A 24269-nucleotide genomic window follows, 5' to 3' on the forward strand; every position below is an offset into this window, starting at 1 on the left:
CCGGGGTCTTCTCGTTTCGGCTGAGCCGCAGATCAGCTGCTGGCGGCCGTCAACACATTCTCGAGCACCTTCTCTGCGGTCTCGTAGCCGAAGGGGTCCACCAGGATGTGGCTGCCGTCGGGCCGCAACAGCTGCCCACCGGGCCGGGAGTCGTCGCACAGCGCCGGGCCGTCGGCACTCTCAGGCTCGGGGTCCTTGCACAGCAACGGATCCATCCGGAAGGTCTCCACCCTGTCGTCGCGCTGGGCCAGGTCGACGACGATGTCGTTCCACCGGCGGCGGTACTCGTCGTGGTTGACCATGAGATCCAGCAGCGGGTGGCACTCGTCCTCGGTGCAGCGGCTGAGCATGCCGGTGCCGGGGCGCTCGGTCTGCGCGATCACCAGAGTGGCGCCCTGAGAGGTGAGCCGATCGACGCTGGCCGCCAGGTCCTCTTCGAGCGCCTCCCAGAAGATTTCTTCGTCCGGTCCGACGATCCGTCCGTCGAGCCAGCGCTGGTGCACCTCGTAGCGCGACCACCAGAACACCGTCGCCGGACGCTCGGAGTCGATCTTCTCTGTCTGGATGTCGGCGACCATGGTGCAGTCGCCTGCACCCTCGTGGTCGGGCTTGAGGTACTCCTGCAACTCGATCGAGAGGGGCGGGCAGCCACCACGGGAGGCGTTGTCGACGACGAAGTCGTTGTCGCTGGCCACCTGGTCGAGCGATTCCATGAGGCGGAACGGCACGGAGTCGCCCACCACGATGAGGAGGTCCGGGTTGGTCTGCGGCACCGGCGAGCCGCCGGGGCTGACGGGTGTCGCGGGCGGGCGCGTACTGGGCACGGGCAGCCCGCGCAGCGCGGTAGCCCAGGTCATGATGATCACCATGATCACTGCGACGGTGAGCATCGTGCGCTTGAAGGTGAGCCACGTGGTGAAGCGGCCGCGACGGATGGGCTCCTCCACGAAGTGGTAGCTCAGCACCGCACAGATCAGCGTCGCCGCCAGCGCCACCGGAGCCCGCAGCATCCGGAACTCCTCCTTGTGGGCCACGTCCAGCCACACGCTCCACGGCCAGTGCCACAGGTACAGCCCGTAGGAGATCTGCCCGAGGTAGGTCATCGGCCGCCAGGACAGGAAACCCGACAGCATCGTCGGCGGAGAGACCACCAGCGCGCCGATCAGGAGCGTGACGCCCACGCTGAGGATCACCGCCCCGCCCTGGAAGTAGAAGGCGCTGGGTCCGGCCAGGAACGGCAGCACGGCCACGGCCGTCACCACGCCGACCGCCGCGATGAGACGGTGGTGGCGGTAGAAGACGGTGCGCACCGCGTGGTTGCTCATCACGATGGCCAACAGGGCACCGAGCAGCGGCTCGAACGCCTTGGTGTCGGTGCCCATGTAGGCGCGGTCAGGGGACGCCGGGTCGTACAGCACCATCAGCAGTGCTGCCGAGACGACGATGAGCACTGCCGCCACCACTCCGATGATGGTGGTGACCCGCTTGCTGCCACCCAACTTCGCGGCGACGAACGCGACGATGCCGATCAGCACCGGCCAGAAGAAGTAGAACTGCTCCTCGACGGCCAGGGACCACATGTGCAGCAGCAACGACGGCGTGCCGTCGGAGGCGAAGTAGCTGTTGGCGCCCATGAACCGCCAGTTTCCGAGGTACAGCACCGTCCAGAAGATGTCCCAACTGGCGTTGGCCTTGCGGAACAACGGCATCAGGAACGTGGCGTAGAGGAGTACCAGCAGCAGGATCAGCGTGGCGGCGGGCAGCAGGCGGCGGAATCGGCGCTGCCAGAACTTCCCGTACTGCGGCCTCCCGTGGCGCACGGTGTCGCGCAGCAGGCCGGAGGTGATCAGGTACCCGGACAGCACGAAGAACACGTCGACGCCGGCGAACCCCAGTTCCAGGTTGGGAACGCTGAGGTGGAACGCGATGACCAGGCCCACAGCGATGGTGCGGAGGCCATCAAGGCTGGGCACATAGGTGATGTTGTCTGCCGGCTGCACCCCGGGAGTCTAACGCGTCAGCCCGCGGAAGCCCTTCCCCGGCGCCCCTTGCGGCCGTACACCCAGGGCGCCACCTCACGACCCGTCAGCCAGGCGTGCCAGACCGCGATCGCGACGAAGGAGCCCATCCAGGCGCCCAGCGCCCACCGGGTCACGCGGCGCAGCGGGAGTTCCCTGGTCAGCGGGACGAAGTTCACGGCCCCCACGCGGTTCGTCTCGTCCGAGGCGCAGGCGTCGAGCTCGTAACCGCCGACGGTCACCTTGGCCCAGGTGTGCCCGCGCAGCCACCAGGGGTTCTGGAAGCCGCGGACCATGGCCGCGTGCACCAGGCGGGTCTTGAAGCCCAGTTCGCGCAGCACGAGGAGGAGCACCGTGTTGTACTGGTGCGACCATCCCCGGTGCGAACTGAGCGCGCGCTCCGGCGGCTCCCACAGGTGCCACAGCGAATAGTAGGGAAAGGCCCGCGCGACAGCCTTCACCGCCTCGTCGGCCAGCGCCCGCCCGGTGGCTCCCGTCTCGCGGCACTGCTGGGCCAGGGCGGCGACGGTGTGGGGCCCGGACACCAAAGGTCTGCGCGGCGCCAGGGCCGCCACGGGGACCAGCGCGCCGATCAGCGCCACCAGCGGCGACCAACCGATCTTGAGCCGCTTCTTTCTCACAGCCGTCTTCCCTTCGGATTGTGCGCGAAGCCCCGCAGCTTCCGGTACGGCACCTCGTCTGCCAGTTGTCTGTGCAGCGCCAACATCGCGTCAGTGGTGCGCTGCCAGGGATACCGCTCGGCGCGCGCCCGTGCCGCACGCCGCAGCTCTGGGCCGAGGCGCGGGATCAGGCGTTCCACGGCGTCGGCCAGGGACAGTGGGTTGGCGTCGCCGCGCTCGCCGGACGTGGCGTCGACCAGTTCGCTGGCTCCCCCGCTGGTGGAACTGACGACGGGGGTGCCGCACGCCAGCGCCTCGAGCACGGCGAGTCCGAAGGTCTCCGCGGGACACACGGACAGCGACACGTCGTGCTGCGCGATGCGCCTGGCCACCTCGTCGCGGCCGGGCACGAAGCCGTGGAAGAACACCGGCGCGTTGCCGGCGACCGCCTCCAGTTCGGCCTGGTCGGGGCCGGTCCCGTACAGGTCCAGCCGCACCGGATGGCCCCTCCGGTGCAGTTCGACGACGGTGGCCACGGCCAGCTGGGGGCTCTTCTCGTGGGAGAGCCTGCCCACGTAACAGAACTTGAGCACGCCGTCGTCGGCCGGTTCGCCCTTGTCGGGGTGGAACGTCTCCAGGTCCACGCCAAGCGGCACGAGCGCCAGGTTGGCGCCGGTGTCGGCGAACTCCTCCTCGGCGAAGCGGCTGGTGACCACGACGGAGTCGAAGTTGCGGGACAGCCGGCGGTTCAGCCCACCGACGATGGTCTCGACGCCGAAGCTGGAGCGCACGAACATCGCGAGCATGTCGGACAGCCGCTCATGGCTGAAGAGCACGGAGCCGACGCTGCGCTTGGCGGCCCAGTTCGCCGCCGGCGAGAGGGTCCACTTGTCCGACACCTCGATGGAGGTGGGCCGGAACCTGTCCAGCACGTCGAGCACCCGCCAGGGTTGGAAGATCATGCGGTACTGCTCGGTGACCTTGGGGGCGCGGACCTGCACGAGGATGCCGGCCTCGGTCTCGAGGATCTGGTCCTTCTCCCCCGGCGCGACGAAGATACGCGTGTGCCCGGCGTCGACGTAGCCCTGGCCCAGGGTTTCGATGACCACCTTCATACCCCCAGACGTGGGGCCGACGAAGTTGGCCAGCTGGGCGATGCGCATTGCCCTACCGTACCCATTCTGTGGGGCGAGAGCTCCCAGTGGACGAGGGACTGAGCCTGAGCGTCAGTCGAGCAGCGTGCGGTCCGACAGGCTGGCGCCCTTGATCTTGGCGAACTCCTGCGTGAGCTGCTCGGCCGTGATCGACTTCTTTGCCTCGTCATCGACCTCGAGGACGATGCGGCCCTCGTGCATCATGATCAACCTGTTGCCCAGCTCGATGGCCTGGTGCATGTTGTGGGTGACCATCAGGGTGGTCAGCCGATGGCGCTCCACGGCCTCGCCTGTCAGGCGGGTGATCAGGGCGGCGCGCGCCGGATCCAGCGCGGCCGTGTGTTCGTCGAGGAGAAGGATGGCCGGTTGCGCATAGGTGGCCATCAGCAGGCTGAGTGCCTGGCGCTGGCCGCCCGACAGCATGCCCACGCGCATGTCGAGGCGGTTCTCCAACCCGAGTTCCAGCGTGGTGAGGGCCTCCTTGAAGACCGCGCGCTTGGGGCTGGTGACGGCCATCCGCAGACCGCGCTTGCGGCCACGCTCGAACGCGATGGCCAGGTTCTCCTCGATGGTGAGGTGGGGCGAGGTGCCGGCCATGGGGTCCTGGAAGACGCGCGCGACCCACTTGGCCCTCTGGTGTTCCGGGGTGCGGCTGACGTTCTTGCCGTCGATCGTCACCGTGCCGCCGTCCACGGGGTACCGCCCGGAGACCACGTTGAGCATGGTGGACTTACCGGCGCCGTTGGAGCCGATGACGGTGACGAAGTCTCCCTCGTGGAGGGTGAGGTTGATGGCGTCCAGCGCGACCCGCTCGTTGACGGTGCCGGGGAAGAAGCGCTTCGTGACTGAGGCGAGTTCGAGCATCAGGCGACTCCTGCCTCTGCGGCCTGACGACGACGGCGTTGGCGGCGCAGTTTCTTGAGGGGACCCCACTGCGGCAGCACCAGGGCGAGCACGACGAGCACCGCCGAGATGAGCTTCATGTCGTTGGGGTTGAAGCCGTTGTTGAGGGCGATCTGGATGACGCCACGGTAGATGACCGAGCCGAGGGCTGCGGCCAGCACGGCCTGCCACACTGCGGTCATCCCGAAGATGGCCTGGCCGACGATGACCGAGGCCAGGCCTGCGACGATGAGGCCGATACCCATGGAGATGTCCGAGAAGCCCTGGTACTGCGCCACGAGCGCGCCACAGAGGGCCACCATGCCGTTGGAGATCATCAGGCCGACGATCTTGGTGACGCCGGTGTTGATGCCCTGCGAACGGGCCATCATCTCGTTGTCGCCGGTGGCGCGGATGGACACACCGAAGCTGGTGCCGAGGAACCAGTAGACCACCAGCCCGACGAGGAGCACGACGACGCTGAACGCCGCCACCGACATCCAGGTGCCGAGCAGCCGTTCGCCCCGGAACCAGCTGAACAGCGTGTCGGTGCGCAGCAGCGGCACGTTGGCCCGGTTGCCCATGATGCGCAGGTTGATGGAGTAGAGCGCGATCTGGGTCAGGATTCCTGCCAGCAGGGGGTTGATGTTGCCCCAGACGTGGAGCAGCCCGGTGATGGCGCCGGCGAGCATGCCGGCGACCATCCCGGCGATCATCGCGGCCCAGACCGGCACCCCGTTCACGAGCAGGATGGCGCACGTGGCGGCACCTGTCGTGAACGAACCGTCCACCGTCAGGTCAGGGAAATCCAGGACCCGGTAGGTGAGGTAGACGCCCAACGCCATGATGGCGTAGAGCAGGCCGATCTCGAGCGCGATGATCATCTAGGTACTCAGAACTTCTTGGTTGCGCGGTCGACGACCGCCTGGGGCAGTTCGATGCCCTGGGCTGCGGCCGCCTCTTCGTTGACGAACAGGTCGAACTGCTTCTGCGTCTCGACCGGGATGTCGGAGGCGGGAGTGCCCTCGAGCATCTTGATCAGCACGGCGGCGGCGTCCTTGCCCTGCTGGATGTAGTTCACCGAGAGCCCGGCGGTGGCGCCACGCTCCATCGTCGACTCGTCCGAGGCGAAGACGGGGACGGACTTCTGTTCGGCCACCTGCACGAGGGACTCGGCGGCGGAGACGACGGTGTTGTCGGTGGGGATCAGGTAGGCGTCGACGTCGAGGGATTCGGCGGCCTGCTGCACCTCGGCGGAGTTGGTGACGGTGGCCGTCTTGATCTCCATGCCACGGGATTCGGCGGCCTTCTCGGCCTCAGCCACCTGGACCTCCGAGTTGACCTCACCGGAGGAGTACACGATACCGACGGTGACGGCCTCGGGCAGGATCTCCTTGATGAGGTCGAGCTGCGCGTCCATGGGGTTGAGGTCCGAGACGCCGGTGATGTTGGCGTCCGGGGCGTCCCAGTCCTGCATGAGGCCGGCGGCGACCGGATCAGTGACGGCGGCGAAGGCGATCGGCTTGTCCGTGATCACGTTGGCCAGTGCCTGGGCGGTGGGGGTCGCGATGGCGAGGTAGCCGTTGAAGTCCGAGCTGGCGAACGTGTTGGCGATGCTCGTGAGCGTCGACTGGTCGCCCTGGGCGTTCTGCAGGTCGATGGTGAGGTTCTCGCCCTCCGTGTAACCGGCCTCCGCCATGGCTTCCTTGAAGCCGTCTGCGACGGCGTCGAGCGCCGGGTGGGAGACGATGGTGGCGATGCCGATCTTGTAGGACTCCGTGGAGCCCTCCTCTGCGGCGCCACAGCCGGTCAGTGCGAGCGCGGCGATGGTGCCGAGCGCGACAACCTTGAGTTTCATGTTTCTCCTTGCGCGAAAGGGTGAGTGCCTGTAAAGCGTAGGCTTCCGCGGCGCCGCTGGGCGCCGGCGTCCACCCCTCAGTACGTGGTGGCGGCTTCGTCGATGACTGCCTTGGGGATGGTCACGCCCATCCGCTCAGCGGCGGCGGGGTTGACCACGGTCTCCAGGGATTCCTGCAGCTGGACGCTGGTGTCGCCCGGCTCCCCTCCCTTGAGGAGTTCGACGATCATCTTGGCTGTCTGCAGACCCTGCGCCTTGTAGTCGGTCGAGAGTGCCGCGGCCGCGCCGCGCTCCACCGAATCAGGATCCGAGCTGACCAGCAGGGACTGCTTCTGTTCGGCCACCTGCACCATGGACTCCATCGCCGAGACGACGGTGTTGTCGACGAGCGTGAAATAGGCGTCGACGTCCAGCGACTCAGCGGCCTGCTGCACCTCGGAGGAGTTCTGGATGGTGACGGTCTTGACCTCGACCCCGAGTTCCCTGCCCGCCTCCATGGCCTTCTCGGCCTGCACCTGGGCGTTGACCTCGGAGGCCGAGTAGACGATCCCCACGGATTCGACGGTGGGGTCGATGTCGAGGATCAGCTTCAACTGCTGGTCGGTGGGCAACTGGTCGGAAGTGCCCGTGACGTTGCCGCCCGGCTTCTCCATCGAATCCACCAGGCCCGCGGCGACCGGATCCGTCACGGACGCGAACACGATGGGCCGGTCCTGGATCACCTGCGCCATGGCCTGGGCCGGCGGCGTGGCGATCGCCACGAACAGGTCGTGCTTGGAGGCGGCGTAGGTGTTGGCGATGTTGGTCAGAGTGGCCTGGTCGCCCTGGGGATTCTGGAACTCGAGGGTGAGGTTCTCCCCCTCGACGTAACCTGCCTCGGCGAGGCCCTCCTTCACGCCCTCCCAGATGAGGTCCAGCGACGGGTGGGAAACGATGGTCACTCCACCGATCGACACCTCGTCCGGGGCGCTCTGTTGCGCGCCGCAGCCAGTGAGCAGCAGGGCGGCGACAGCCGCACCTGCAAGAACTCGTCGCAGCATCTGGTCTCTCCTCTGAACGGCCAAAACTAACGAAACCCTAGCGGTGAAACAGAAGGGGCCCCACGACGGGGGCCCCTTCCGGATGGTGTCACTTGGACTCTGCAGCGTCCTCGTCAGCAGCCGTCTCGTCGGCCGCGGCGGGCGACTCCTCGGTCTCGGCGACCTCGTCGGTTTCGGCGACCTCTTCAGTCTCCTCAACCTCTGCGGTCTCCTCGGCCTTGGGCTCCTCGGCCGGTGCGGCCTTGGGCGCCTTGGCCTTCGGGGCCACGGCCTCGGTGATCAGTTCGATCACTGCCATGGGGGCGTTGTCGCCCTTGCGGGGGCCGATCTTGGTGATGCGGGTGTAGCCACCGTTGCGGCCCTCGAAGGTGGGGGCGATCTCGTCGAAGAGACGACGCACGACGTCGACGTCGGTGACCGACTGCAGCACCAGGCGACGGTTGTGCAGGTCACCGCGCTTGGCCTTGCTGATCAGACGCTCGGCAACCGGCTGCAGCAGCCGGGCACGGGTCTCGGTGGTGGTGATTCGGCCGTGCTCGAAGAGCTGGGTGGCCAGGTTGCGCAGGATGTGGCGCTGATGGGTCGGGCTACCGCCCAGACGGGCACCCTTGGTCGGCTTAGGCATTGATCAATTCTCCAGTGTGAGTAGCGGTGTGGGCGGTCAGTACTGCTCGGTTTCGGCGAAGTCAGCGTCTTCGTCGTTGTCCTCGTCGTAGCGCTCGATGGCCTGCAGCGGGTCGAAGCCCGGGTGCGAGTCACGCAGCGACAGGCCGAGGTTGGCGAGGGTCTCGCGAACCTCGTCGATCGACTTGCTGCCGAAGTTGCGGATGTCGAGCAGATCCTCTTCGCTGCGGGCCACGAGCTCACCCACGGTGTGGATGCCCTCGCGCTTGAGGCAGTTGTAGGAGCGGACCGACAGTTCCAGATCCTCGACAGGGAGGTTCAACGACTCGGCGATCTGCTCGTCGACGGGCGACGGGCCGATCTCGATGCCTTCGGCGTCCACGTTCAGCTCGCGGGCAAGGCCGAACAGCTCGACGAGGGTGGTGCCGGCCGAAGCGACGGCGTCACGCGGCGTCATCGACGGCTTGGTCTCGACGTCGACGATGAGACGGTCGAAGTCGGTGCGCTGGGCGACGCGGGTGGCCTCGACCTTGTAGGTGACCTTGAGCACCGGCGAGTAGATGGAGTCGACCGGGATGCGGCCGATCTCTGAATCGGGATCCTTGTTCAGCACTGCGCTGACGTAGCCACGGCCGCGTTCGACAACGAGTTCCATCTCGAGCTTGCCGGTCTCGTTGAGAGTGGCGATGTGCAGCTCGGGGTTGTGGATCTCGACGCCTGCCGGGGGCTGGATGTCACCGGCGGTGACGGACCCGGCACCTGCCTTGCGGAGGTACATGACGACGGGCTCGTCCTCCTCCGAGGAGATCACGAGGCCCTTGAGGTTCAGGATGATCTCGGTGACGTCCTCGACGACGCCCTCCACCGTGGAGAACTCGTGCTGGTTGCCTTCGATCTTGATGCTGGTGACCGAGGCACCCGGGATGGACGACAACAGGGTGCGACGCAGCGAGTTGCCGAGCGTGTAGCCGAAGCCGGGCTCGAGGGGCTCGATGACGAACCGGGACCGGTGGTCCGAGACAACCTCTTCCGTGAGGCCCGGGCGCTGTGCGATGAGCATGGTGTTTCCTCCCCGCGCCGACCGCTATATGAGGGCGCGAAATAGTGCTGAGCCCGACCGTCGGGCCCAGCGCCCCGCCCGGAGCGAGCCGGACGGGGCGGTGGTGGGGCACAAGGCCCCGACGGATCACTTCGAGTAGAGCTCGACGATCATCTGCTCCTGGACATCGACCACGATCTGCTCGCGGACGGGGAGCTGGTGCACGAGGATGCGCATCCGGTTGGGACGAGCCTCCAGCCATGCGGGAACCGAACGCTCGCCGTGCGTCTCACGGGCGATGACGAACGGGGTCAGGTTCAGCGACTTCTCAGCCACGTCGATGATGTCCTTGGCGCGGACACGGTACGACGGGATGTTGACGCGCCCACCGTTGACCAGGAAGTGGCCGTGGACGACGAGCTGACGGGCCTGACGACGCGTCGAAGCGAAGCCGGAGCGGTACACGACGTTGTCGAGACGCGACTCCAGGATCTGCAGCAGGCGGTCACCGGTCTTGCCGGGGTGACGGTCGGCTTCTTCGTAGTAGCGACGGAACTGCTTCTCGAGGACGCCGTAAGCGAAGCGCGCCTTCTGCTTCTCACGAAGCTGCAGCGAGTATTCGGAGTCCTTCGTGCGACCGCGGCCGTGCTGACCCGGAGGGTACGGACGACGCTCGAAGGCCTTGTCGTTGCCGACAAGGTCAGTCCCGAGTCGACGGGACTTCTTGGTGATCGGGCCGGTATAACGAGCCATAATGTATTAGTCCTATTCTCTCTCGGGCCGGATCAGACGCGACGGCGCTTCGGCGGACGGCAGCCGTTGTGCGGTGTGGGGGTCACGTCGGAAATGGCGCCGACCTCCAGGCCGACGGCACCGAGCGAACGGATAGCGGTCTCGCGGCCCGAGCCCGGGCCCTTGACGAACACGTCGACGCGCTTCATGCCGTGCTCCATGGCACGACGACCAGCGGCCTCGGCGGCCATCTGAGCGGCGAACGGGGTCGACTTACGCGAGCCCTTGAAGCCGACGGTGCCGGCGGAGGCCCACGAAATCACATTGCCCGTGGGGTCGGTGATCGAGATGATGGTGTTGTTGAAGGTGCTCTTGATGTGCGCCTGACCGGCGAGCACGTTCTTCTTTTCCTTGCGGCGGCCCTTGGTCTTGGCGCCGGCCTTGCGGCTTGCAGTAGCCATATGTTCTTAAGTCTCCTTGAGTCCTTGAGAGGAGGCGCTCGACCCGGAGGTCAGCGTGCCTTCTTCTTGCCAGCGACGGCCTTCTTCTTGCCCTTGCGGGTGCGGGCATTGGTGCGGGTGCGCTGACCACGAACCGGAAGGCCGCTGCGGTGGCGACGGCCCTGGTAGTTACCGATCTCGACCTTGCGGCGGATGTCGGCGGCAGTGCTACGACGGAGGTCACCCTCGATCTCGTAGCTGCCTTCGATGTGGTCGCGCAGCGCGACGAGCTGGTCGTCGGTCAGCTGGTGGACGCGGAGATCGCCGGAGACCCCAGTCGCGGCGAGGGTTTCGGCGGCGCGGGTACGGCCGATGCCGAAGATGTAGGTGAGTGCGACCTCGAGGCGCTTTTCGCGCGGCAGGTCAACACCAACTAGGCGTGCCATCAGGCGGTTTCCTTTCCTATGCGAAGGTGTGGGCGTGACGCGTCCCCGCCGCCTATGGCGCTCGGCTCGAGCACCGACGGGGCCTTGGCCTTCGTCCAAGGGTGGTCGATCCCGCTGGGGGATCTAGCTATCACGTTGTTTCAGTTGTCAGGCGGAACCAGGCCTGGGCCCTCGTCCGCGGTGGCCTGTGATCAGCCCTGGCGCTGCTTATGGCGCGGGTTGTCGCAGATCACCATCACACGACCGTGCCGGCGGATGACCTTGCACTTGTCGCAGATCTTCTTGACGCTCGGCTGAACCTTCATTCGAGCAACCTTTTCAATCGGCGACTGGGAGCGCAGGGCGCGCCCAATCTTGCGGTGGATGAGCTTGGTCGAAGTGGCCACGGGCACGCGGGCGCGCACGGGCATTGACGACCGAGGAGCAACTTTACGCTAGGCGTGCGTGGAAGGCAAAAGCACGCCCACGGCCCACCTCGGTGCGGGCAGCTGAGCAACTCGCCGGTATCCAAAATAGAAAGCGCCGCCGGCCCACGGGGGACCAGGCAGCGCTCGAGAGGGTGCGGCACTAGCCGCAGGTCTCACTTGTGTCGGTAGACGATGCGGCCGCGGGTGAGGTCGTAGGGCGACAACTCCACGACGACGCGGTCCGACGGCAGGATGCGGATGTAGTGCTGCCGCATCTTGCCACTGATCGTGGTCAACACCTTGTGGCCGTTGGCCAGTTCGACGCGGAACATCGCGTTGGGCAGGGCCTCGACCACGGTGCCCTCGAGTTCGAGAGCTCCCTCTTTCTTCGCCATAAACTCTCTTCTGTTCGCACCGGGCGCTCTGAGCGCGCGCCGGATGATACTGCAATCGGCAAGTTTACGCCCACAGTGGCCGCTCGCCAAACGGCGGGCCACACCCGCCGCCCCACTAGCCTGTCCCCATGGCATATTTCGCAGTCCGTTACAGCTACTCCGACGACGCAGCCGAGCTCGACAGGGTGCGCCCCAGCCACCGGGAGTTCCTGACCTCCCTGGCTGCCGGCCCACTGGAGGCCAGTGGCCCGTTCGTCGGTGCCGCGCACCCCAGCGCAATGCTCCTCCTCAAGGCCGGATCCGCGGACGAGGTGGCGTCGGCCCTCGACGCCGACCCCTTCTGGGAGGCCGGCCTCATCGCCGAGCGCCTCGTCGAGGAATGGAATCCCATCATCGGCGTGTTCGCGGACAACTGAGTGGTCAGTTGACGCAGAACGCCGCGGGGGTCGCGATGCTCGCAGGCCAACTCTCCCCAGCAGGAACTCCTAGGCGACCTGGTCGTCCGGCACGGCCCAGGTGTTGCAGTCGTTCATGGTGGCCGCGTAGAGGCCCCGGGTGCCCCAGTACAGCAGCGACTCTCGTGAGCCGTGCACCCCGTCGGCACGCATCGTCTCGAGGCGCTCCATCCAGGACTCGTACTGTTCCTGCCCGAAGCTGAACGCGCTGTTGTGCCGGGTCATCGCGGCGGACCAACAGGTGGCCTGCAGCTCCGCGCGCCGCTCCAGCACGGGGGTGTTGGCCAACGCAGTCTTGGCCCGGGTGATGCCTGCCAGGCTCTGCAGGTGGTGTCCGTACTCGTGGTTGACCATCTCGTTGACCGACAGGTCCCAGGTGCGCGCCATGTCGAAGTGCCGGGCACCGAAGTGGACGCTGCCGCCCCCGGCCGAACAGTAGAACGCGGGCGCCTCCAGGTAGCCGCAGGCGCTGTCGTCACCCTCGCCGGCGAAGAACTGGACGCCCGGCGCCGTCGTCAGCCAGCCCAACTGCTGGAAGGTGGGCACCCAGGAGCGATGCACGCAGAACCACTGGTCGCGAACCGCAGCCTCCCACTCCGCCTCGTCGCGGACGGTCTTCGGGGTGGCGCAGTGTTCCAGCGTGGCCGGCGCCAGCGCGTTCAGGGTGGTGACCTGCGCGTCGTAGAGCGGCGACAACGGGTCTGGGCCCGGCAACGGCTCCCAGGTCTGCTCGGGCAGCTCCCACTCCCCCGGCCCGGCCCCCGGCGCTGGGACCTGCTCGCCCCCGGCAGGGGCTGGTCCGGCATCGGGAGCGCCCTCCAGGTTCATGCTGACGATGACGAGGGACAGCGACAGCACGAGCGTGGTGACCACAGCGACGAGCGTGGTGCGCCCCAACCGGAATCGAGGCCTGGGCCGCCGGGGGCGGACGGTGTGGGATGAAGTGCGCATCCGTCACTCCCCCCGTCGGCTGCACTGCACGTGCAGGAAGTATCTCAGAAGATCAGCACGAGCAGGATGATCAACACCGCTACCAGGGCCACGCCCACGACGCCCACCATCATCGCGGCGGGCACCAGGCTGCGCGACTGCGCGATCTGTCCTGCCGGAACCCCGCCCTGCTCCACGATGGCGGGCACTTGGGCAGCGGCTGCGGGCAGCTTCTCCATCACCGGGACCAGGTCGCCGAGGGTGCGCGCGTCGTAGACCACGTCCATGGCGGTCGAGTACTCGTCGTGGGTGAGACGTCCGTCGGCGAACGCATCGTTGAGCCGCTGGGTGATGGAGGCGCGCTCCGTCTCGTCGATGGGGTCGCCTGGGCGTTGCAGGTACTTCGAGCTCGGTGGCAGCGGCATGAGGACAATCATAGGCCGCTGAAGGAGCGGCTCAGTCGGACAGCGGGCCGAACAGATCGCCGAGCCGGGAGGCCCCGCCGTCATGCTCTGTAAGCACCCAGATGCCGTGCTCTGTGAGCGCCACGGTGTTCTCCCAGTGGGAGCCGTTCGAGCCGTCGCGGCTGACGACAGTCCAGTCGTCGTCGAGCTCGAGGGTCTGGTGCGTGCCGGTGGTCAGCATGGGTTCGATGGCCAGCGCCATACCCACCGACAACCTGGGAGTGGGCCTACGGCGGTGCCAGTTGGGCACGTCCGGGTCCATGTGCATCTCCGAGCCGATGCCGTGGCCGGTGTACTCCCGTAGCGTGCCGTAGTGCGTGGGGAGGCTCTTGACGTAGCCCTCGATGGCCTTGGAGACGTCGCCCACCCGGCCGCCGTCGCGCATCGCCCTGGCGCCGGCCCAGAAGGCCTCGCGGGTGGCGTCGATGAGGGCTTCGTCCTCCGCCGTGCCGGACCCGACGATGATGGTGCGAGCCGCGTCGCCGTGCCAGCCCTCCACGATGGCGCCGAAGTCGATGGAGACCACGTCGCCGTCCTGCAGCACCCTGTCACCGGGGATGCCGTGGACCAGTTCGTTGTTGGTGGAGATGCACGCCACGCCCGGGAACGGGGTGCCGTAATCGCCGTAGCCCAGGAAGGAGGACTCCGCCCCATGGCGGGCCAGCACCTCGCGGCCCACCGCGTCGACCTCGGCCGTCGTGACCCCGACGGTGGCGGCCGCCACCATGGCGTCGAGGCCTTCGGCGACCACCAGACCGGCCCTGCGCATGAGGCGCAGCTCGTCGGCCGACTTCAGTTCGATCATGCTCACCGGCGGCTGAGGTGCAGGTCGAGTTCGTCAAACATGCGCTGCTGCACTTCCTCGACAGTGCCGGTGCCCTCGATGTCCACGAGGAGGCCCTTCGACTCGTAGTGGAACAACAGCGGAGCCGTCTGGCCGGCGTAGACCTCCATGCGGCGACGGATGGTGTCGGCGTTGTCGTCCGCCCGGCCCTCCTTGGCCGCCCGGGCCAAGAGCCGTTCGACGAGCGCCTCAGGCTCGACGTGTAGCGATACCACCGCGTCGAGTTGCTGGCCCTGCTCCGAGAGGTAGCGGTCCAGGAAGTACACCTGATGCATGGTGCGGGGGAACCCGTCCAGCAGGAAGCCGGGCTCGCAATCCGGCTGCGCGAGCCGATCGGCGACGATCTGCTCAGTCATGTCGTCGGGTACGTACTCGCCCGCGTCGATGATCTCCTTGACCTTGATGCCGAGCGGCGTCTGGTTCTTGATGTTGAACCGGAAGATGTCGCCGGTGGAGATCGCAGGGACACCGTAGCGGTCGGCCAGCGCTGTTGCCTGCGTGCCTTTCCCCGCGCCTGGGGCACCCATGATCAGCAGTTTCACCGCAGGAAGCCCTCATAGTTGCGCTGCTGGAGCTGGCTCTCGATCTTCTTGACCGTGTCCAAGGCTACGCCGACGATGATCAGGATGGAGGTACCGCCGAAGGGGAAGTTCTGCTGGGCGCCCACTGCCATGAAGGCGATGGTGGGGATGAGGGCGATGGTGGCCAAGTAGAGCGAGCCGGGCGCCGTCAGACGCGAGAGCACGTAGGCCAGGTAGCGCTCCGTCGGCTTGCCGGCGCGGATGCCCGGGATGAAGCCGCCGTACTTCTTCATGTTGTCCGAGACCTCTTCAGGGTTGAAGGTGATCGACACGTAGAAGTAGCAGAACGCGACGATGAGCACGAACTGGACCAGGTTGTAGACCCACGAGTACATGCCCGTGCCGGTGAAGTTGGCCTGGATCCACTGGGAGACGCCGCTCTCCGGCCGGAAGGTGGCGTAGAGGACGGGCAGGTACATGATCGACGAGGCGAAGATGACCGGGATGACGCCGGACTGGTTGACCTTCAGCGGGATGTAGGTGGTGGAGCCGCCGACGAGGCGACGACCGACCATGCGCTTGGCGTACTGCACCGGGATGCGGCGCTGGCCCTGCTCCACCCAGATGATGCCGAGCATGACGAGAAGACCGATGCCGATCACGAGGAAGAAGAGGATCCAGCCGGTGGCGCCCTGGTGCGACTGCTTGATGGACCACAGGCCCGTCGGGAAGCTGGCGATGATCTGGGTGAAGATCATGATCGACATGCCGTTGCCGACGCCGCGCTCGGTGATGAGCTCGCCCATCCACATGATGATGCCGGTTCCGGCAGTCATGACCATGACCATGGTGACCAGCGGGAACAGTTCATCGGAGTAGAGGATGCCCTCACAGCCCGGGAGCAGCTGTCCCGTGCGGGCCAGAGTCACGAACGCGGTGGCGTTCAGGATGGCCAGGACCAGCGTCAGGTAGCGGGTGTATTCGGTGATCTTCGCCGTGCCGGAGGCGCCCTCTTTCTTGAGGGCCTCCAGACGCGGGATCACGACGGTGAGGAGCTGGAGGATGATCGACGCGGTGATATAAGGCATGATGCCCAGCGCGAAGATCGTCAACTGCAACAGCGCCCCGCCCGAGAACAGGTTGATGATGTTGTAGATGCCGGCGGATGGCCCCTGAGTGGCGATGGCCAGACACTCATCGATGCGTGCCATGTTCACGTTCGGGGAAGGGATCGTCGACCCCAGGCGGAACACGGCGATGATGCCCAGCGTGAAGAGGAGCTTCTTACGAAGGTCCGGCGTCCTCAACGCATTAGCCAAGGCGGAGATCATCCGACCCCTACTTTCCAGGTAGCAGATACTTTCGACCGCGCAATCGCTGCACGGCAACCAGGGCAGCCTATCAAGCTGATAGTCCCTGCTGAAACTCAACTCACAGTGTGAGTGAGCGGGACAGGAAAGCGGGGCGGCTCCGGAACCGGAGCCACCCCGCCGTCTCTGTCTCTGGTGACCGAATCAGAGTTCGGTCACGGTGCCACCGGCACCCTCGAGCTTCGCCTTGGCGGAGTTCGAGAACGCGTTGGCGGTCACGTTGAGGGCAATGGAGACATCCCCGTTGCCCAGCACCTTGACCAGGTTGCCTGCGCGCACCGCGCCGGCCGCGACCAGATCCTCGACGCCCACTTCGCCGCCCTCAGGGAAGAGCTCAGCGAGGCGGCCGACGTTGACGACCTGGTATTCGACACGGAACGGGTTCTTGAAGCCCTTGAGCTTCGGGAGGCGCATGTGCAGAGGCATCTGCCCGCCCTCGAAGTTCGCAGGGGTGTTCTTACGCGCGCCGGTGCCCTTGGTGCCGCGACCTGCGGTCTTACCCTTCGAGCCCTCACCACGGCCAACACGGGTCTTAGCCGTCTTGGCGCCCGGGGCGGGCTGCAGATGATGCAGTTTCAGCGCCATCTCACTTCACCTCTTCCACGGTGACCAGGTGGGCCACGGTACGGATCATGCCGAGAACCTCGGGACGATCCTCCCGCACCACCGAGTCACCGATGCGCTTGAGTCCGAGCGTACGCAGCGTGTCACGCTGGTACTGCTTGCCGCCGGCCGAAGACTTGGCCTGCGTGATCTTGAGGTCTGCCATCAGGAGGCCACCCCTTCTTTGGTCTCGCGGGCAGCGCGGAGGAGAGCCGCCGGGGCGACATCCTCAACCGGCAGACCGCGGCGCTTGGCCACGGCTTCCGGCATCTCGAGCTGCTTGAGCGCCACCACAGTGGAGTGGACGACGTTGATGGCGTTGGCCGAGCCGAGCGACTTGGCGAGCACATCGTGCACGCCGGCGCACTCGAGCACCGCACGGGTGGCGCCACCGGCGATCACACCGGTACCGGGGGACGCGGGGCGCAGCAGCACGACGCCACCGGCCTTCTCGCCCTGAACCGAGTGCGGGATGGTGCGCTGGATCAGCGGCACGCGGAAGAAGTTCTTCTTGGCCTCTTCAACGCCCTTGGCGATGGCGGCCGGAACCTCCTTCGCCTTGCCGTAACCGACACCGACCATTCCCTCGCCGTCACCGACGACGACCAGTGCGGTGAAGCTGAAGCGCCGACCGCCCTGGACGACCTTGGCGACACGGTTGATCGCCACGACCTTCTCGAGGTACTTGTTCTCTTCCTTGGAAGCCTGCTGGCCACGACGATCGTCACGGCCACGACGCTCCCCCTGAGCACCGCTACGGCGCTGCTGGGTTTCACTCATCGTGATATCCCTTTCCTTTCGTCGTTAGAAGCCGAGCCCGGCCTCGCGGGCGGCGTCGGCGAGTGCCGCAATCCGCCCGTGGTACTTGTTGCCGGCACGGTCGAAGACGACGTTCTCAACGCCGGCTGCCTTCGCACGCTCAGCGATGAGAGCACCCACCTTGCGGGCCTTCTCGGACTTGTCGGCCTCAACGGTACGCAGGTCGGCTTCCATGGTGGAGGCCGAAGCGAGCGTCTTGCCGGCCCGGTCGTCGATCACCTGAACGAACAGGTGACGAGCGGAGCGGGTGACAACCAGGCGGGGGCGCTCAGGCGAACCGCTGATCTTCTTACGGGCACGGAGCTGGCGACGCGAACGCGCAGCGCTCTTGGCGGCCAACGTCTTGTTGGTCCTGATCGAAATCGCCATGGATTACTTACCAGCCTTTCCAGCCTTGCGGCGGACGTGCTCGCCCGCATAGCGGACGCCCTTGCCCTTGTAGGGCTCAGGCTTGCGGAGCTTGCGGATGTTTGCCGCAGTCTCTCCGACGACCTGCTTGTCGATGCCCTGGATCGTCAGCTTCGTGGGGGTCTCCACGATGAAATCGATGCCCTCAGGGGCGTCGATGATCACCGGGTGCGAGAAGCCGAGCGCGAACTCGAGCTGCTTCGGACCCTTGGAGATGACACGGTAGCCAACGCCGACGATTTCGAGTTTCTTCTCGTAGCCCTCGGTGACGCCCACGATCATGTTGTTGACCAGGGTGCGCGTCAGGCCGTGGAGGGAGCGGGACTCACGCTCGTCGTTGGGACGGGTGATTTCCAGCTGGCCCTCGTCGGTCTTGTCAACGCTCAGCGGCTCAGAAATGGTCAGCGACAGCGAGCCCTTGGGCCCCTTGACGTCGACCTGTCGGCCATCGAGCTTGACGTCGACACCGGACGGGATGGTGATGGGCATCCTGCCAATTCGCGACATATCAGTTTCTCCTCTTCCTTCGCCCGGTCACCAGACGTAGGCGAGTACTTCGCCACCGACGGACTTGGCCTTGGCGTCACGATCGGTCAGAAGACCCTGCGACGTCGAGATGATGGCGATACCCAGGCCGCCGAGGACCTTGGGGAGATCGGTGGCCTTCGCGTAAACGCGAAGGCCGGGCTTACTCACGCGCTTGAGGCCCACAATGGAGCGCTCGCGCGAGTCGCCGTACTTCAGGGTCACCTTCAGGACCTTGCCGACCTGGCCTTCGACCTCGGTGAGCTCGTAATCGGTGATGTAACCGTTCTTCTTGAGGATCTCGGCGATGCCCACCTTGATCTTCGACGACGGCATGGACGTGGAGTCCTGGTACGCCTGGTTGGCGTTACGCAGACGTGTCAACATGTCTGCGATCGGATCAGTCATCGTCATGACTATTGCCTCTTTCTCACACCGGTTTCCGGCTGCCCGGACCTGGTGTTAGTTGATTCTGACGTAGTGGGTCTCGTCACCAGGACGACTTGGTCACGCCCGGGAGCTGACCCGCGTGGGCCATCTCGCGCACGCAGACGCGGCACAGGCCGAACTTGCGGTAGACCGACTTCGGCCGGCCACACTTCTGGCAACGGGTGTAGGCGCGCACCGCGAACTTGGGCTTGCGGGCTGCCTTGACCTTGAGTGCTGTCTTAGCCATTAGTTACTCACTTCTTCTTCTTGGCGTAGAACGCAGGACCGCGCTTGGTCTTCTGCTTCTTCGGGTCGTCCTGCGCCTTGAAGGGGAAGCCGAGGTGCTTGAGCAGAGCGCGACCTTCCTCATCGTTGGCGGCCGACGTCACAAAAGTGATGTCCATGCCACGGACGCGGTCGATCTTGTCCTGGTCGATTTCGAGGAACATGACCTGCTCAGACAGACCGAAGGTGAAGTTGCCGTTGCCGTCGAACTGGTTGCCGTTCAGGCCACGGAAGTCACGGATACGGGGCAGCGCCAGGGTCAGGAGACGGTCGGCGAATTCCCACATGCGGTCACCACGGAGGGTGACGTGGGCGCCGATCGGCATGCCTTCGCGCAGCTTGAACTGGGCGATCGACTTGCGGGCCTTCGTGACGGTGGGCTTCTGACCGGTGATCGCCGTGAGGTCCTTGAGGGCCCCTTCGATGATCTTCGAGTCACGTGCAGCCTCACCGACACCCATGTTCACCACGATCTTCACAAGACCGGGGATCTGCATGACGTTGGCGTAGTCGAACTCCTGCTGGAGTGCGGGCACGATCTCTTCGCGGTACCTGGTCTTCAGGCGCGGCATCGCGTTGGTGGTAGCGGTGGCGGTCATCAGATCTCCTCCCCCGTCTTGCGCGCGATGCGCACGGAGCGCTCCGCCTTGTACTCGGAACCGTCGGGACGACGCTTGGACACCTCGACGCGCTTGTAACCGACGCGCGTCGGGACCTCCTTGCCGTCGACCTTCACCACGAGCTGCACATTGCTGACGTGGATGGGGGCCTCGACGTTGATGATGCCGCCTTCGACCTTGCGACCGGTCGCGGTCTGGGACTCACGACGGTGCTTCTTGACGAGGTTGACACCCTGGACCGTCACACGCTCGTTGGCGGGATCGACAGCGATGACCTCGGCGACAACGCCCTTGTCCTTACCGGACAGGACCTTGACGCGGTCACCCTTCTTGACGTGGAGCGACATGTCAGATCACCTCCGGGGCGAGCGAGATGATGCGCATGAACTTCTTGTCACGCAGCTCGCGGGCCACAGGCCCGAAGATGCGCGTGCCGCGGGGTTCACCGTTGGCGTTGAGGATCACGGCGGCGTTCTCGTCGAACTTGATGTAGGAACCGTCGGGACGACGGCGTTCCTTGGTGGTGCGGACGACGACGGCCTTGACCACGTCGCCCTTCTTCACGTTGCCGCCAGGGATCGCGTCCTTGACGGTGGCGACGATGGTGTCGCCGAGGAATGCGTAGCGACGTCCGGAACCGCCGAGCACACGGATGCAGAGAATTTCCTTTGCACCAGTGTTGTCGGCGACCTTAAGTCGCGACTCCTGCTGGATCATTACTACTCCTTGCTCCACCGGTTCCTCGTGAAAGGCCTTGTGAAACTAGAAACGAACCCCCTGGATTTTGCCAGGAGGGAACCCCCAGCTCGAGGGAGAGGAGGTTGTGGCGAAGCCTGGGAAAGGTCCCCCCGAAGGGGCACAGACCCAAGGCAACCTGATTAGTCTAGCCCAGCGGCACCAACGCGCGAAATCGCCCCCACTGAGCGGTTCACCCTACCCCACACCGGCCGCCCGGACCTTAGCGCCTCTCCCCTGACCCGGTGGCCGACGCCGGCGGCGTCACTCGCTCCGCAGCGCCTCGACGGGGTCCTTGCGCGAGGCGGACGAGGCGGGCAGCAGACCCGCGACGGCGGTGAGCGCCATGCTGATCAGGACCAGGCCGACCGCCGCCTGCCACGGGAGGACCGCCACATTCGGGACGTCGAACCGGGCATAGACGATGGCGTTGGCCGGGATGGTGAGCAGCGCGGTGATCGCCACGCCCAACACGCCGGCGACGAAGCCGACGATGAGGGTTTCGGCGTTGAAAACCCGACGGATGTCGCGCTTGCTGGCGCCGACGGCGCGCAGGATGCCGATCTCCTTGCGCCGCTCCAGGACCGAGATGTAGGTGATCACGCCGATCATGATCGACGACACCACCAGGGAGATCGCCACGAACGCGATCAGCACGTAGCTGATGGTGTTGATGATGTCGGTGACCGAACTCATCAACGCACCCACCAGGTCGGAGTACGTGATGACCTGTCCTTCGCGACCGGTGTCACGCATCCGCTCGTTGTAGGAATCGAGCAGGTCGGTGATCTGCGCTTTGGACTCGAAGTCGATGGGATAGATGTTGACCGCCGACGGCTCGTCGGGCGACGCGTAGCCCAGGGTCCTCATGGTGGACTCGTAGGTCGCCGCCCGGGTGGAGGCGGCCGACATCAGCAACTGCGTGAGCTCCTCCTGGCTCTTGTCCATCTGGAACGAGGCCATGAACGCGTCCTGGTCGATGCTCACCGCCTCCCGCAGGTCGTCGGCCAACCCGGCCATCGAGGATTCGACCGCACTCCCCAGCTGTGCGGTGATCTCGTCGGCCAGTTGCGCAGCGACATCACCCATGTAGACCTGCATCACCTGTTCGAGGTAGGAGCCGAGCTCCGCCTGGAGTTGCCGCTCCAGCGCGTCGGTGTCCACCACGTCCAGGGCGGTGTCGAGCAGCGTCTCCTGCTGGTCCGCGAGGAACACCTGGGCGTTGCCGCTCACGTCAGCGGGATCCAGGCCCTGCTCGGCGGCCCAGGCGAGGTAGGCACCCAGCTGGGTCTCGACGGCGGTGCGGTCGATCCCCAGTTCCAGCGCGATCGCCGTCAGCGTCGAGTCCGCCTCGGGTGAGGCCAGGAAGGCGGGCATGGCGACGGTCGGATCAGCCGGGTCCAGACCGTTCTCATTGGCGTAGATGGTGTACGTCTGCAGGAAGACCGGCAGCTGGGCCAGGATCTGTTCGGTGCTGACGGCGGGCAGCTCCGGCATCGGCACCGCGGGCATCTCGGGCAACCGGATGAGGCTGGCCGGATCGAGACCCTCCAGCACCGAGGTGAGGTCCAGCGGGGGCAGCTTCGCCGGGTCGATGCTGAGCGACGACATGTCGAGGTCCAGCTCGAGGCCGCTCAGATCGGGCTGCAGCTTCGATTCGTCGACGGTGAACGCGGCCGTGACGGCCTCCTCGTCGATGGTGAACAGTGAGGTCAGGTCCAGCTCCTCGGCGGGGGCCTCATCTGTGAATCCCCGGCCGGTGAACACATTGACCGACGGCTCGGCGAGCTGCTCGCGGACGATGGGCGCCTCCGCCGCCTCCGCCATCAGGTACTCGGTCATGGCCGGCGTGTAGTAGATGCCGGGGCTCAGGGTGGCGTTCCCGTCGCCGGTGGGCCGCGCGATCCCGACCACCTTCACCGGCGTGCCCTCCGCCACCAACTGCGCGACGTGGCTCTGGTCCTGGCTACGGTCGGTCCACACGTCGAAGTCGTCGTCGTGCACGTAGTAATCCGCCGCGTTCACCAGCTTGAACGAGACGTCCATCACCTCGTCGTAGGAGAAGTCCCGGGTGGTGGTGGGTGTGACGACGTCTTCTTCAGCCATCATCTGCCGGACCATCTCGTCGAGCTGGGCGGGATCGAGCAGTCCCATGGCGTAGAGCGCGAGGTCGCTGATGCCTCCGGTGTCCGTCAGCACCACGAGCATCTCGTCGTGCGCGGCGGGCCAGCGCCCGGAGACCACGTCGTACTGCTCCTCGACCAGACCCAGGTCACCCACCAACTCGTCGAAGGCGCTGCTCCGCAACCCGGCGGTCACCCCGCCCGCCGCCGGGGAGCGCGCGAAGCCGAGCGCCACCATGGCCGCGTCGGGGTTGACCTGGCGGGGCTCGCTGCTCCCGTCGTCGGCGTACAGCTGGGGGGTGACGTCGTAGGTGTACTCGACGGCGTTGACCAGCGAGTCGATCCCGCCGCCGTTGTCGTCGAGGTAGGCCTTGAGTGAGCCCAGGTCGTTGGTGCCCACGCTCGAGAACATCTTGGCCATGAGCGGCACCTCACGCACCTGCGCGTCGTCCGCGCCGCCCGGCCTGTCGTCCCCCAGCCCGCCGGACACCAGCATCGCGGTCATGTCGAAACCCTGCGACTGGATGGTGAGGGGGTACTGCGAGAGCGTGTCCTCCTCGACGCCCTTGATGTAGCCCTGGACGCCGTTGGCCAGCGCCAGGATGGCGGCGATGCCGATGATCCCGATGCTGCCGGCGAACGACGTCATGAGCGTGCGCCCCTTCTTCGTCATCAGGTTGTTGAAGGACAACGCGATGGCGGTGAGGAAGCCCATGCTCGTGCGACGGGCCCAGCCGTGGCCGGCCGGGGCGAGCGCTGCGGGGAGGAAGGGATCCGTGTCCTCCACCACCCGGCCGTCGCTGAGGTGCACCGTGCGCGTGGCGTACTGCTGGGCGAGCTCGGGGTTGTGGGTGACCATGACGACGAGCCGGTCCATCGCGATGCTCGTCAACAGGGCCATGATCTGGACACTGGTGGCCGAATCCAGGGCGCCGGTGGGCTCGTCGGCCAGCAGGATCTCCGGATCGTTGATCAGCGCCCGGGCGATGGCGACGCGCTGCATCTGCCCGCCGGAGAGCTGGTTGGGCCGCTTGTGGATGTGCTCCCCCAGCCCCACGTCCTCAAGCGCCGCCCGCGCGCGGCGGCGGCGCTCCGAGCGCGTGACACCCGCCAGCGTGAGCGCGAGTTCCACGTTGGCCAGCACGCTCTGGTGCGGGATGAGGTTGTAGCTCTGGAAGACGAAGCCGACGCGGTTGTTGCGGTAGGTGTCCCAGTCGCGGTCGCGGTACCGCTCGGTGGAGACGCCGTCGATGACCAGGTCCCCGGAGTCGTACTGGTCGAGCCCACCGATGAGGTTGAGCATGGTGGTCTTGCCGGAACCGGAGGGGCCGAGGACCGCGACGAACTCACTGTCGCGGAAGGCGATGGAGACGTCGTCGAGGGCGACCTGACTGAAGTCGCCTGTGGTGTACGACTTGCGCACATCCCTCAACTCGAGCATGTCGGCCTCTCCTGATGGCGTGTGATCCCGTTCCAGTTTCCC

General features: G+C 66.2%; 31 protein-coding genes. 1 reads left to right on the forward strand and 30 read right to left on the reverse strand.

Going from position 1 to position 24269, the window contains the following annotated elements:
- Positions 1–32: 32 nt before the first annotated feature.
- From J7D54_RS09895 to infA, 14 genes are all read right to left on the reverse strand, one after another.
- A complete protein-coding gene (locus J7D54_RS09895) occupies positions 33–2000 on the reverse strand; it encodes an acyltransferase family protein (RefSeq protein ID WP_182763763.1) in 1968 nt (655 codons plus the stop codon).
- Between the two features lie 17 nt (positions 2001–2017).
- The gene (locus J7D54_RS09900; RefSeq protein WP_182763764.1) at positions 2018–2659 is read right to left on the reverse strand and encodes a hypothetical protein; all 642 of its coding nucleotides are present in this window, start codon (positions 2657–2659) and stop codon (positions 2018–2020) included.
- Positions 2656–3801, reverse strand: coding sequence for a glycosyltransferase (locus tag J7D54_RS09905; protein ID WP_182763765.1), 1146 nt, complete (start codon positions 3799–3801; stop codon positions 2656–2658). The genes J7D54_RS09900 and J7D54_RS09905 overlap by 4 nt, the downstream gene beginning before the upstream one ends.
- 63 nt (positions 3802–3864) lie before the next feature.
- Entirely contained in the window at positions 3865–4656 is a 792-nt protein-coding gene (locus J7D54_RS09910; protein ID WP_076058057.1) for an ABC transporter ATP-binding protein, read from the reverse strand.
- The gene (locus tag J7D54_RS09915; protein WP_076058055.1) at positions 4656–5558 is read right to left on the reverse strand and encodes an ABC transporter permease; all 903 of its coding nucleotides are present in this window, start codon (positions 5556–5558) and stop codon (positions 4656–4658) included. Before J7D54_RS09915 ends, J7D54_RS09910 begins: the two co-directional genes overlap by 1 nt.
- A gap of 8 nt (positions 5559–5566) precedes the next feature.
- Complete coding sequence (locus tag J7D54_RS09920; protein WP_182763766.1) at positions 5567–6532, reverse strand: ABC transporter substrate-binding protein; 966 nt, start codon at positions 6530–6532, stop codon at positions 5567–5569.
- Positions 6533–6609: 77 nt separating this feature from the next.
- A complete protein-coding gene (locus J7D54_RS09925) occupies positions 6610–7572 on the reverse strand; it encodes an ABC transporter substrate-binding protein (protein WP_182763767.1) in 963 nt (320 codons plus the stop codon).
- A gap of 88 nt (positions 7573–7660) precedes the next feature.
- Entirely contained in the window at positions 7661–8197 is a 537-nt protein-coding gene (gene rplQ / locus J7D54_RS09930) for a 50S ribosomal protein L17 (RefSeq protein WP_182763768.1), read from the reverse strand.
- A 36-nt stretch (positions 8198–8233) separates the two neighbouring features.
- Positions 8234–9256, reverse strand: coding sequence for a DNA-directed RNA polymerase subunit alpha (locus J7D54_RS09935; RefSeq protein WP_182763769.1), 1023 nt, complete (start codon positions 9254–9256; stop codon positions 8234–8236).
- A 126-nt stretch (positions 9257–9382) separates the two neighbouring features.
- Entirely contained in the window at positions 9383–9988 is a 606-nt protein-coding gene (rpsD, locus tag J7D54_RS09940) for a 30S ribosomal protein S4 (protein WP_076058042.1), read from the reverse strand.
- Positions 9989–10020: 32 nt separating this feature from the next.
- Entirely contained in the window at positions 10021–10428 is a 408-nt protein-coding gene (gene rpsK, locus J7D54_RS09945) for a 30S ribosomal protein S11 (protein ID WP_182763770.1), read from the reverse strand.
- Between the two features lie 50 nt (positions 10429–10478).
- On the reverse strand, positions 10479–10853 hold the full coding sequence (gene rpsM / locus J7D54_RS09950; protein ID WP_076058038.1) for a 30S ribosomal protein S13: 375 nt from the start codon (positions 10851–10853) through the stop codon (positions 10479–10481).
- Positions 10854–11044: 191 nt separating this feature from the next.
- Complete coding sequence (gene rpmJ, locus J7D54_RS09955; RefSeq protein ID WP_002514836.1) at positions 11045–11158, reverse strand: 50S ribosomal protein L36; 114 nt, start codon at positions 11156–11158, stop codon at positions 11045–11047.
- Between the two features lie 275 nt (positions 11159–11433).
- Entirely contained in the window at positions 11434–11655 is a 222-nt protein-coding gene (gene infA, locus J7D54_RS09960; RefSeq protein WP_040284660.1) for a translation initiation factor IF-1, read from the reverse strand.
- A 128-nt stretch (positions 11656–11783) separates the two neighbouring features.
- Here infA and J7D54_RS09965 point away from each other — a divergent pair, with 128 nt between their 5' ends.
- Complete coding sequence (locus J7D54_RS09965; RefSeq protein WP_182763771.1) at positions 11784–12071, forward strand: YciI family protein; 288 nt, start codon at positions 11784–11786, stop codon at positions 12069–12071.
- A 69-nt stretch (positions 12072–12140) separates the two neighbouring features.
- Here the strand turns inward: J7D54_RS09965 and J7D54_RS09970 are convergent, their stop codons facing one another.
- The 16 genes from J7D54_RS09970 to J7D54_RS10045 form a co-directional block, all read right to left on the reverse strand.
- Complete coding sequence (locus tag J7D54_RS09970; protein ID WP_182763772.1) at positions 12141–13061, reverse strand: neutral zinc metallopeptidase; 921 nt, start codon at positions 13059–13061, stop codon at positions 12141–12143.
- A gap of 44 nt (positions 13062–13105) precedes the next feature.
- A complete protein-coding gene (locus J7D54_RS09975; protein ID WP_182763773.1) occupies positions 13106–13465 on the reverse strand; it encodes a DUF1707 domain-containing protein in 360 nt (119 codons plus the stop codon).
- A gap of 31 nt (positions 13466–13496) precedes the next feature.
- Positions 13497–14309, reverse strand: a complete 813-nt coding sequence (gene map / locus J7D54_RS09980) for a type I methionyl aminopeptidase (protein WP_182763774.1) — start codon at positions 14307–14309, stop codon at positions 13497–13499.
- A gap of 2 nt (positions 14310–14311) precedes the next feature.
- Positions 14312–14890 carry an adenylate kinase gene (locus J7D54_RS09985; protein ID WP_182763775.1) on the reverse strand — a complete coding sequence of 193 codons (579 nt, stop codon included), beginning with the start codon at positions 14888–14890 and terminating at the stop codon, positions 14312–14314.
- Complete coding sequence (secY, locus tag J7D54_RS09990; protein WP_182763776.1) at positions 14887–16200, reverse strand: preprotein translocase subunit SecY; 1314 nt, start codon at positions 16198–16200, stop codon at positions 14887–14889. The genes J7D54_RS09985 and secY overlap by 4 nt, the downstream gene beginning before the upstream one ends.
- 183 nt (positions 16201–16383) lie before the next feature.
- A complete protein-coding gene (rplO, locus tag J7D54_RS09995) occupies positions 16384–16824 on the reverse strand; it encodes a 50S ribosomal protein L15 (RefSeq protein ID WP_182763777.1) in 441 nt (146 codons plus the stop codon).
- A 1-nt stretch (position 16825) separates the two neighbouring features.
- Positions 16826–17008 carry a 50S ribosomal protein L30 gene (gene rpmD / locus J7D54_RS10000; protein WP_076058020.1) on the reverse strand — a complete coding sequence of 61 codons (183 nt, stop codon included), beginning with the start codon at positions 17006–17008 and terminating at the stop codon, positions 16826–16828.
- Positions 17008–17622, reverse strand: coding sequence for a 30S ribosomal protein S5 (gene rpsE / locus J7D54_RS10005; protein WP_076058018.1), 615 nt, complete (start codon positions 17620–17622; stop codon positions 17008–17010). Before rpsE ends, rpmD begins: the two co-directional genes overlap by 1 nt.
- Positions 17623–17646: 24 nt before the next feature.
- Positions 17647–18030, reverse strand: a complete 384-nt coding sequence (gene rplR / locus J7D54_RS10010; protein ID WP_076058016.1) for a 50S ribosomal protein L18 — start codon at positions 18028–18030, stop codon at positions 17647–17649.
- Between the two features lie 3 nt (positions 18031–18033).
- Entirely contained in the window at positions 18034–18576 is a 543-nt protein-coding gene (gene rplF / locus J7D54_RS10015; protein ID WP_076058013.1) for a 50S ribosomal protein L6, read from the reverse strand.
- Between the two features lie 27 nt (positions 18577–18603).
- On the reverse strand, positions 18604–19008 hold the full coding sequence (gene rpsH, locus J7D54_RS10020) for a 30S ribosomal protein S8 (RefSeq protein WP_182763778.1): 405 nt from the start codon (positions 19006–19008) through the stop codon (positions 18604–18606).
- Between the two features lie 76 nt (positions 19009–19084).
- Positions 19085–19270 (reverse strand): type Z 30S ribosomal protein S14, encoded by a 186-nt coding sequence (locus J7D54_RS10025; RefSeq protein ID WP_076058010.1) that lies wholly within the window; start codon positions 19268–19270, stop codon positions 19085–19087.
- Positions 19271–19277: 7 nt separating this feature from the next.
- Positions 19278–19907, reverse strand: coding sequence for a 50S ribosomal protein L5 (rplE, locus tag J7D54_RS10030; RefSeq protein WP_076058008.1), 630 nt, complete (start codon positions 19905–19907; stop codon positions 19278–19280).
- On the reverse strand, positions 19907–20275 hold the full coding sequence (gene rplX / locus J7D54_RS10035; RefSeq protein WP_076058006.1) for a 50S ribosomal protein L24: 369 nt from the start codon (positions 20273–20275) through the stop codon (positions 19907–19909). The genes rplE and rplX overlap by 1 nt, the downstream gene beginning before the upstream one ends.
- Position 20276: 1 nt before the next feature.
- On the reverse strand, positions 20277–20645 hold the full coding sequence (gene rplN / locus J7D54_RS10040; protein ID WP_076058004.1) for a 50S ribosomal protein L14: 369 nt from the start codon (positions 20643–20645) through the stop codon (positions 20277–20279).
- A gap of 282 nt (positions 20646–20927) precedes the next feature.
- On the reverse strand, positions 20928–24227 hold the full coding sequence (locus tag J7D54_RS10045) for an ABC transporter ATP-binding protein/permease (RefSeq protein ID WP_182763779.1): 3300 nt from the start codon (positions 24225–24227) through the stop codon (positions 20928–20930).
- Positions 24228–24269: the final 42 nt, after the last annotated feature.

Origin of the sequence: Tessaracoccus sp. MC1865 (genome assembly GCF_017815535.1) — a bacterium.
Taxonomy (GTDB): Bacteria; Actinomycetota; Actinomycetes; order Propionibacteriales; family Propionibacteriaceae; genus Arachnia.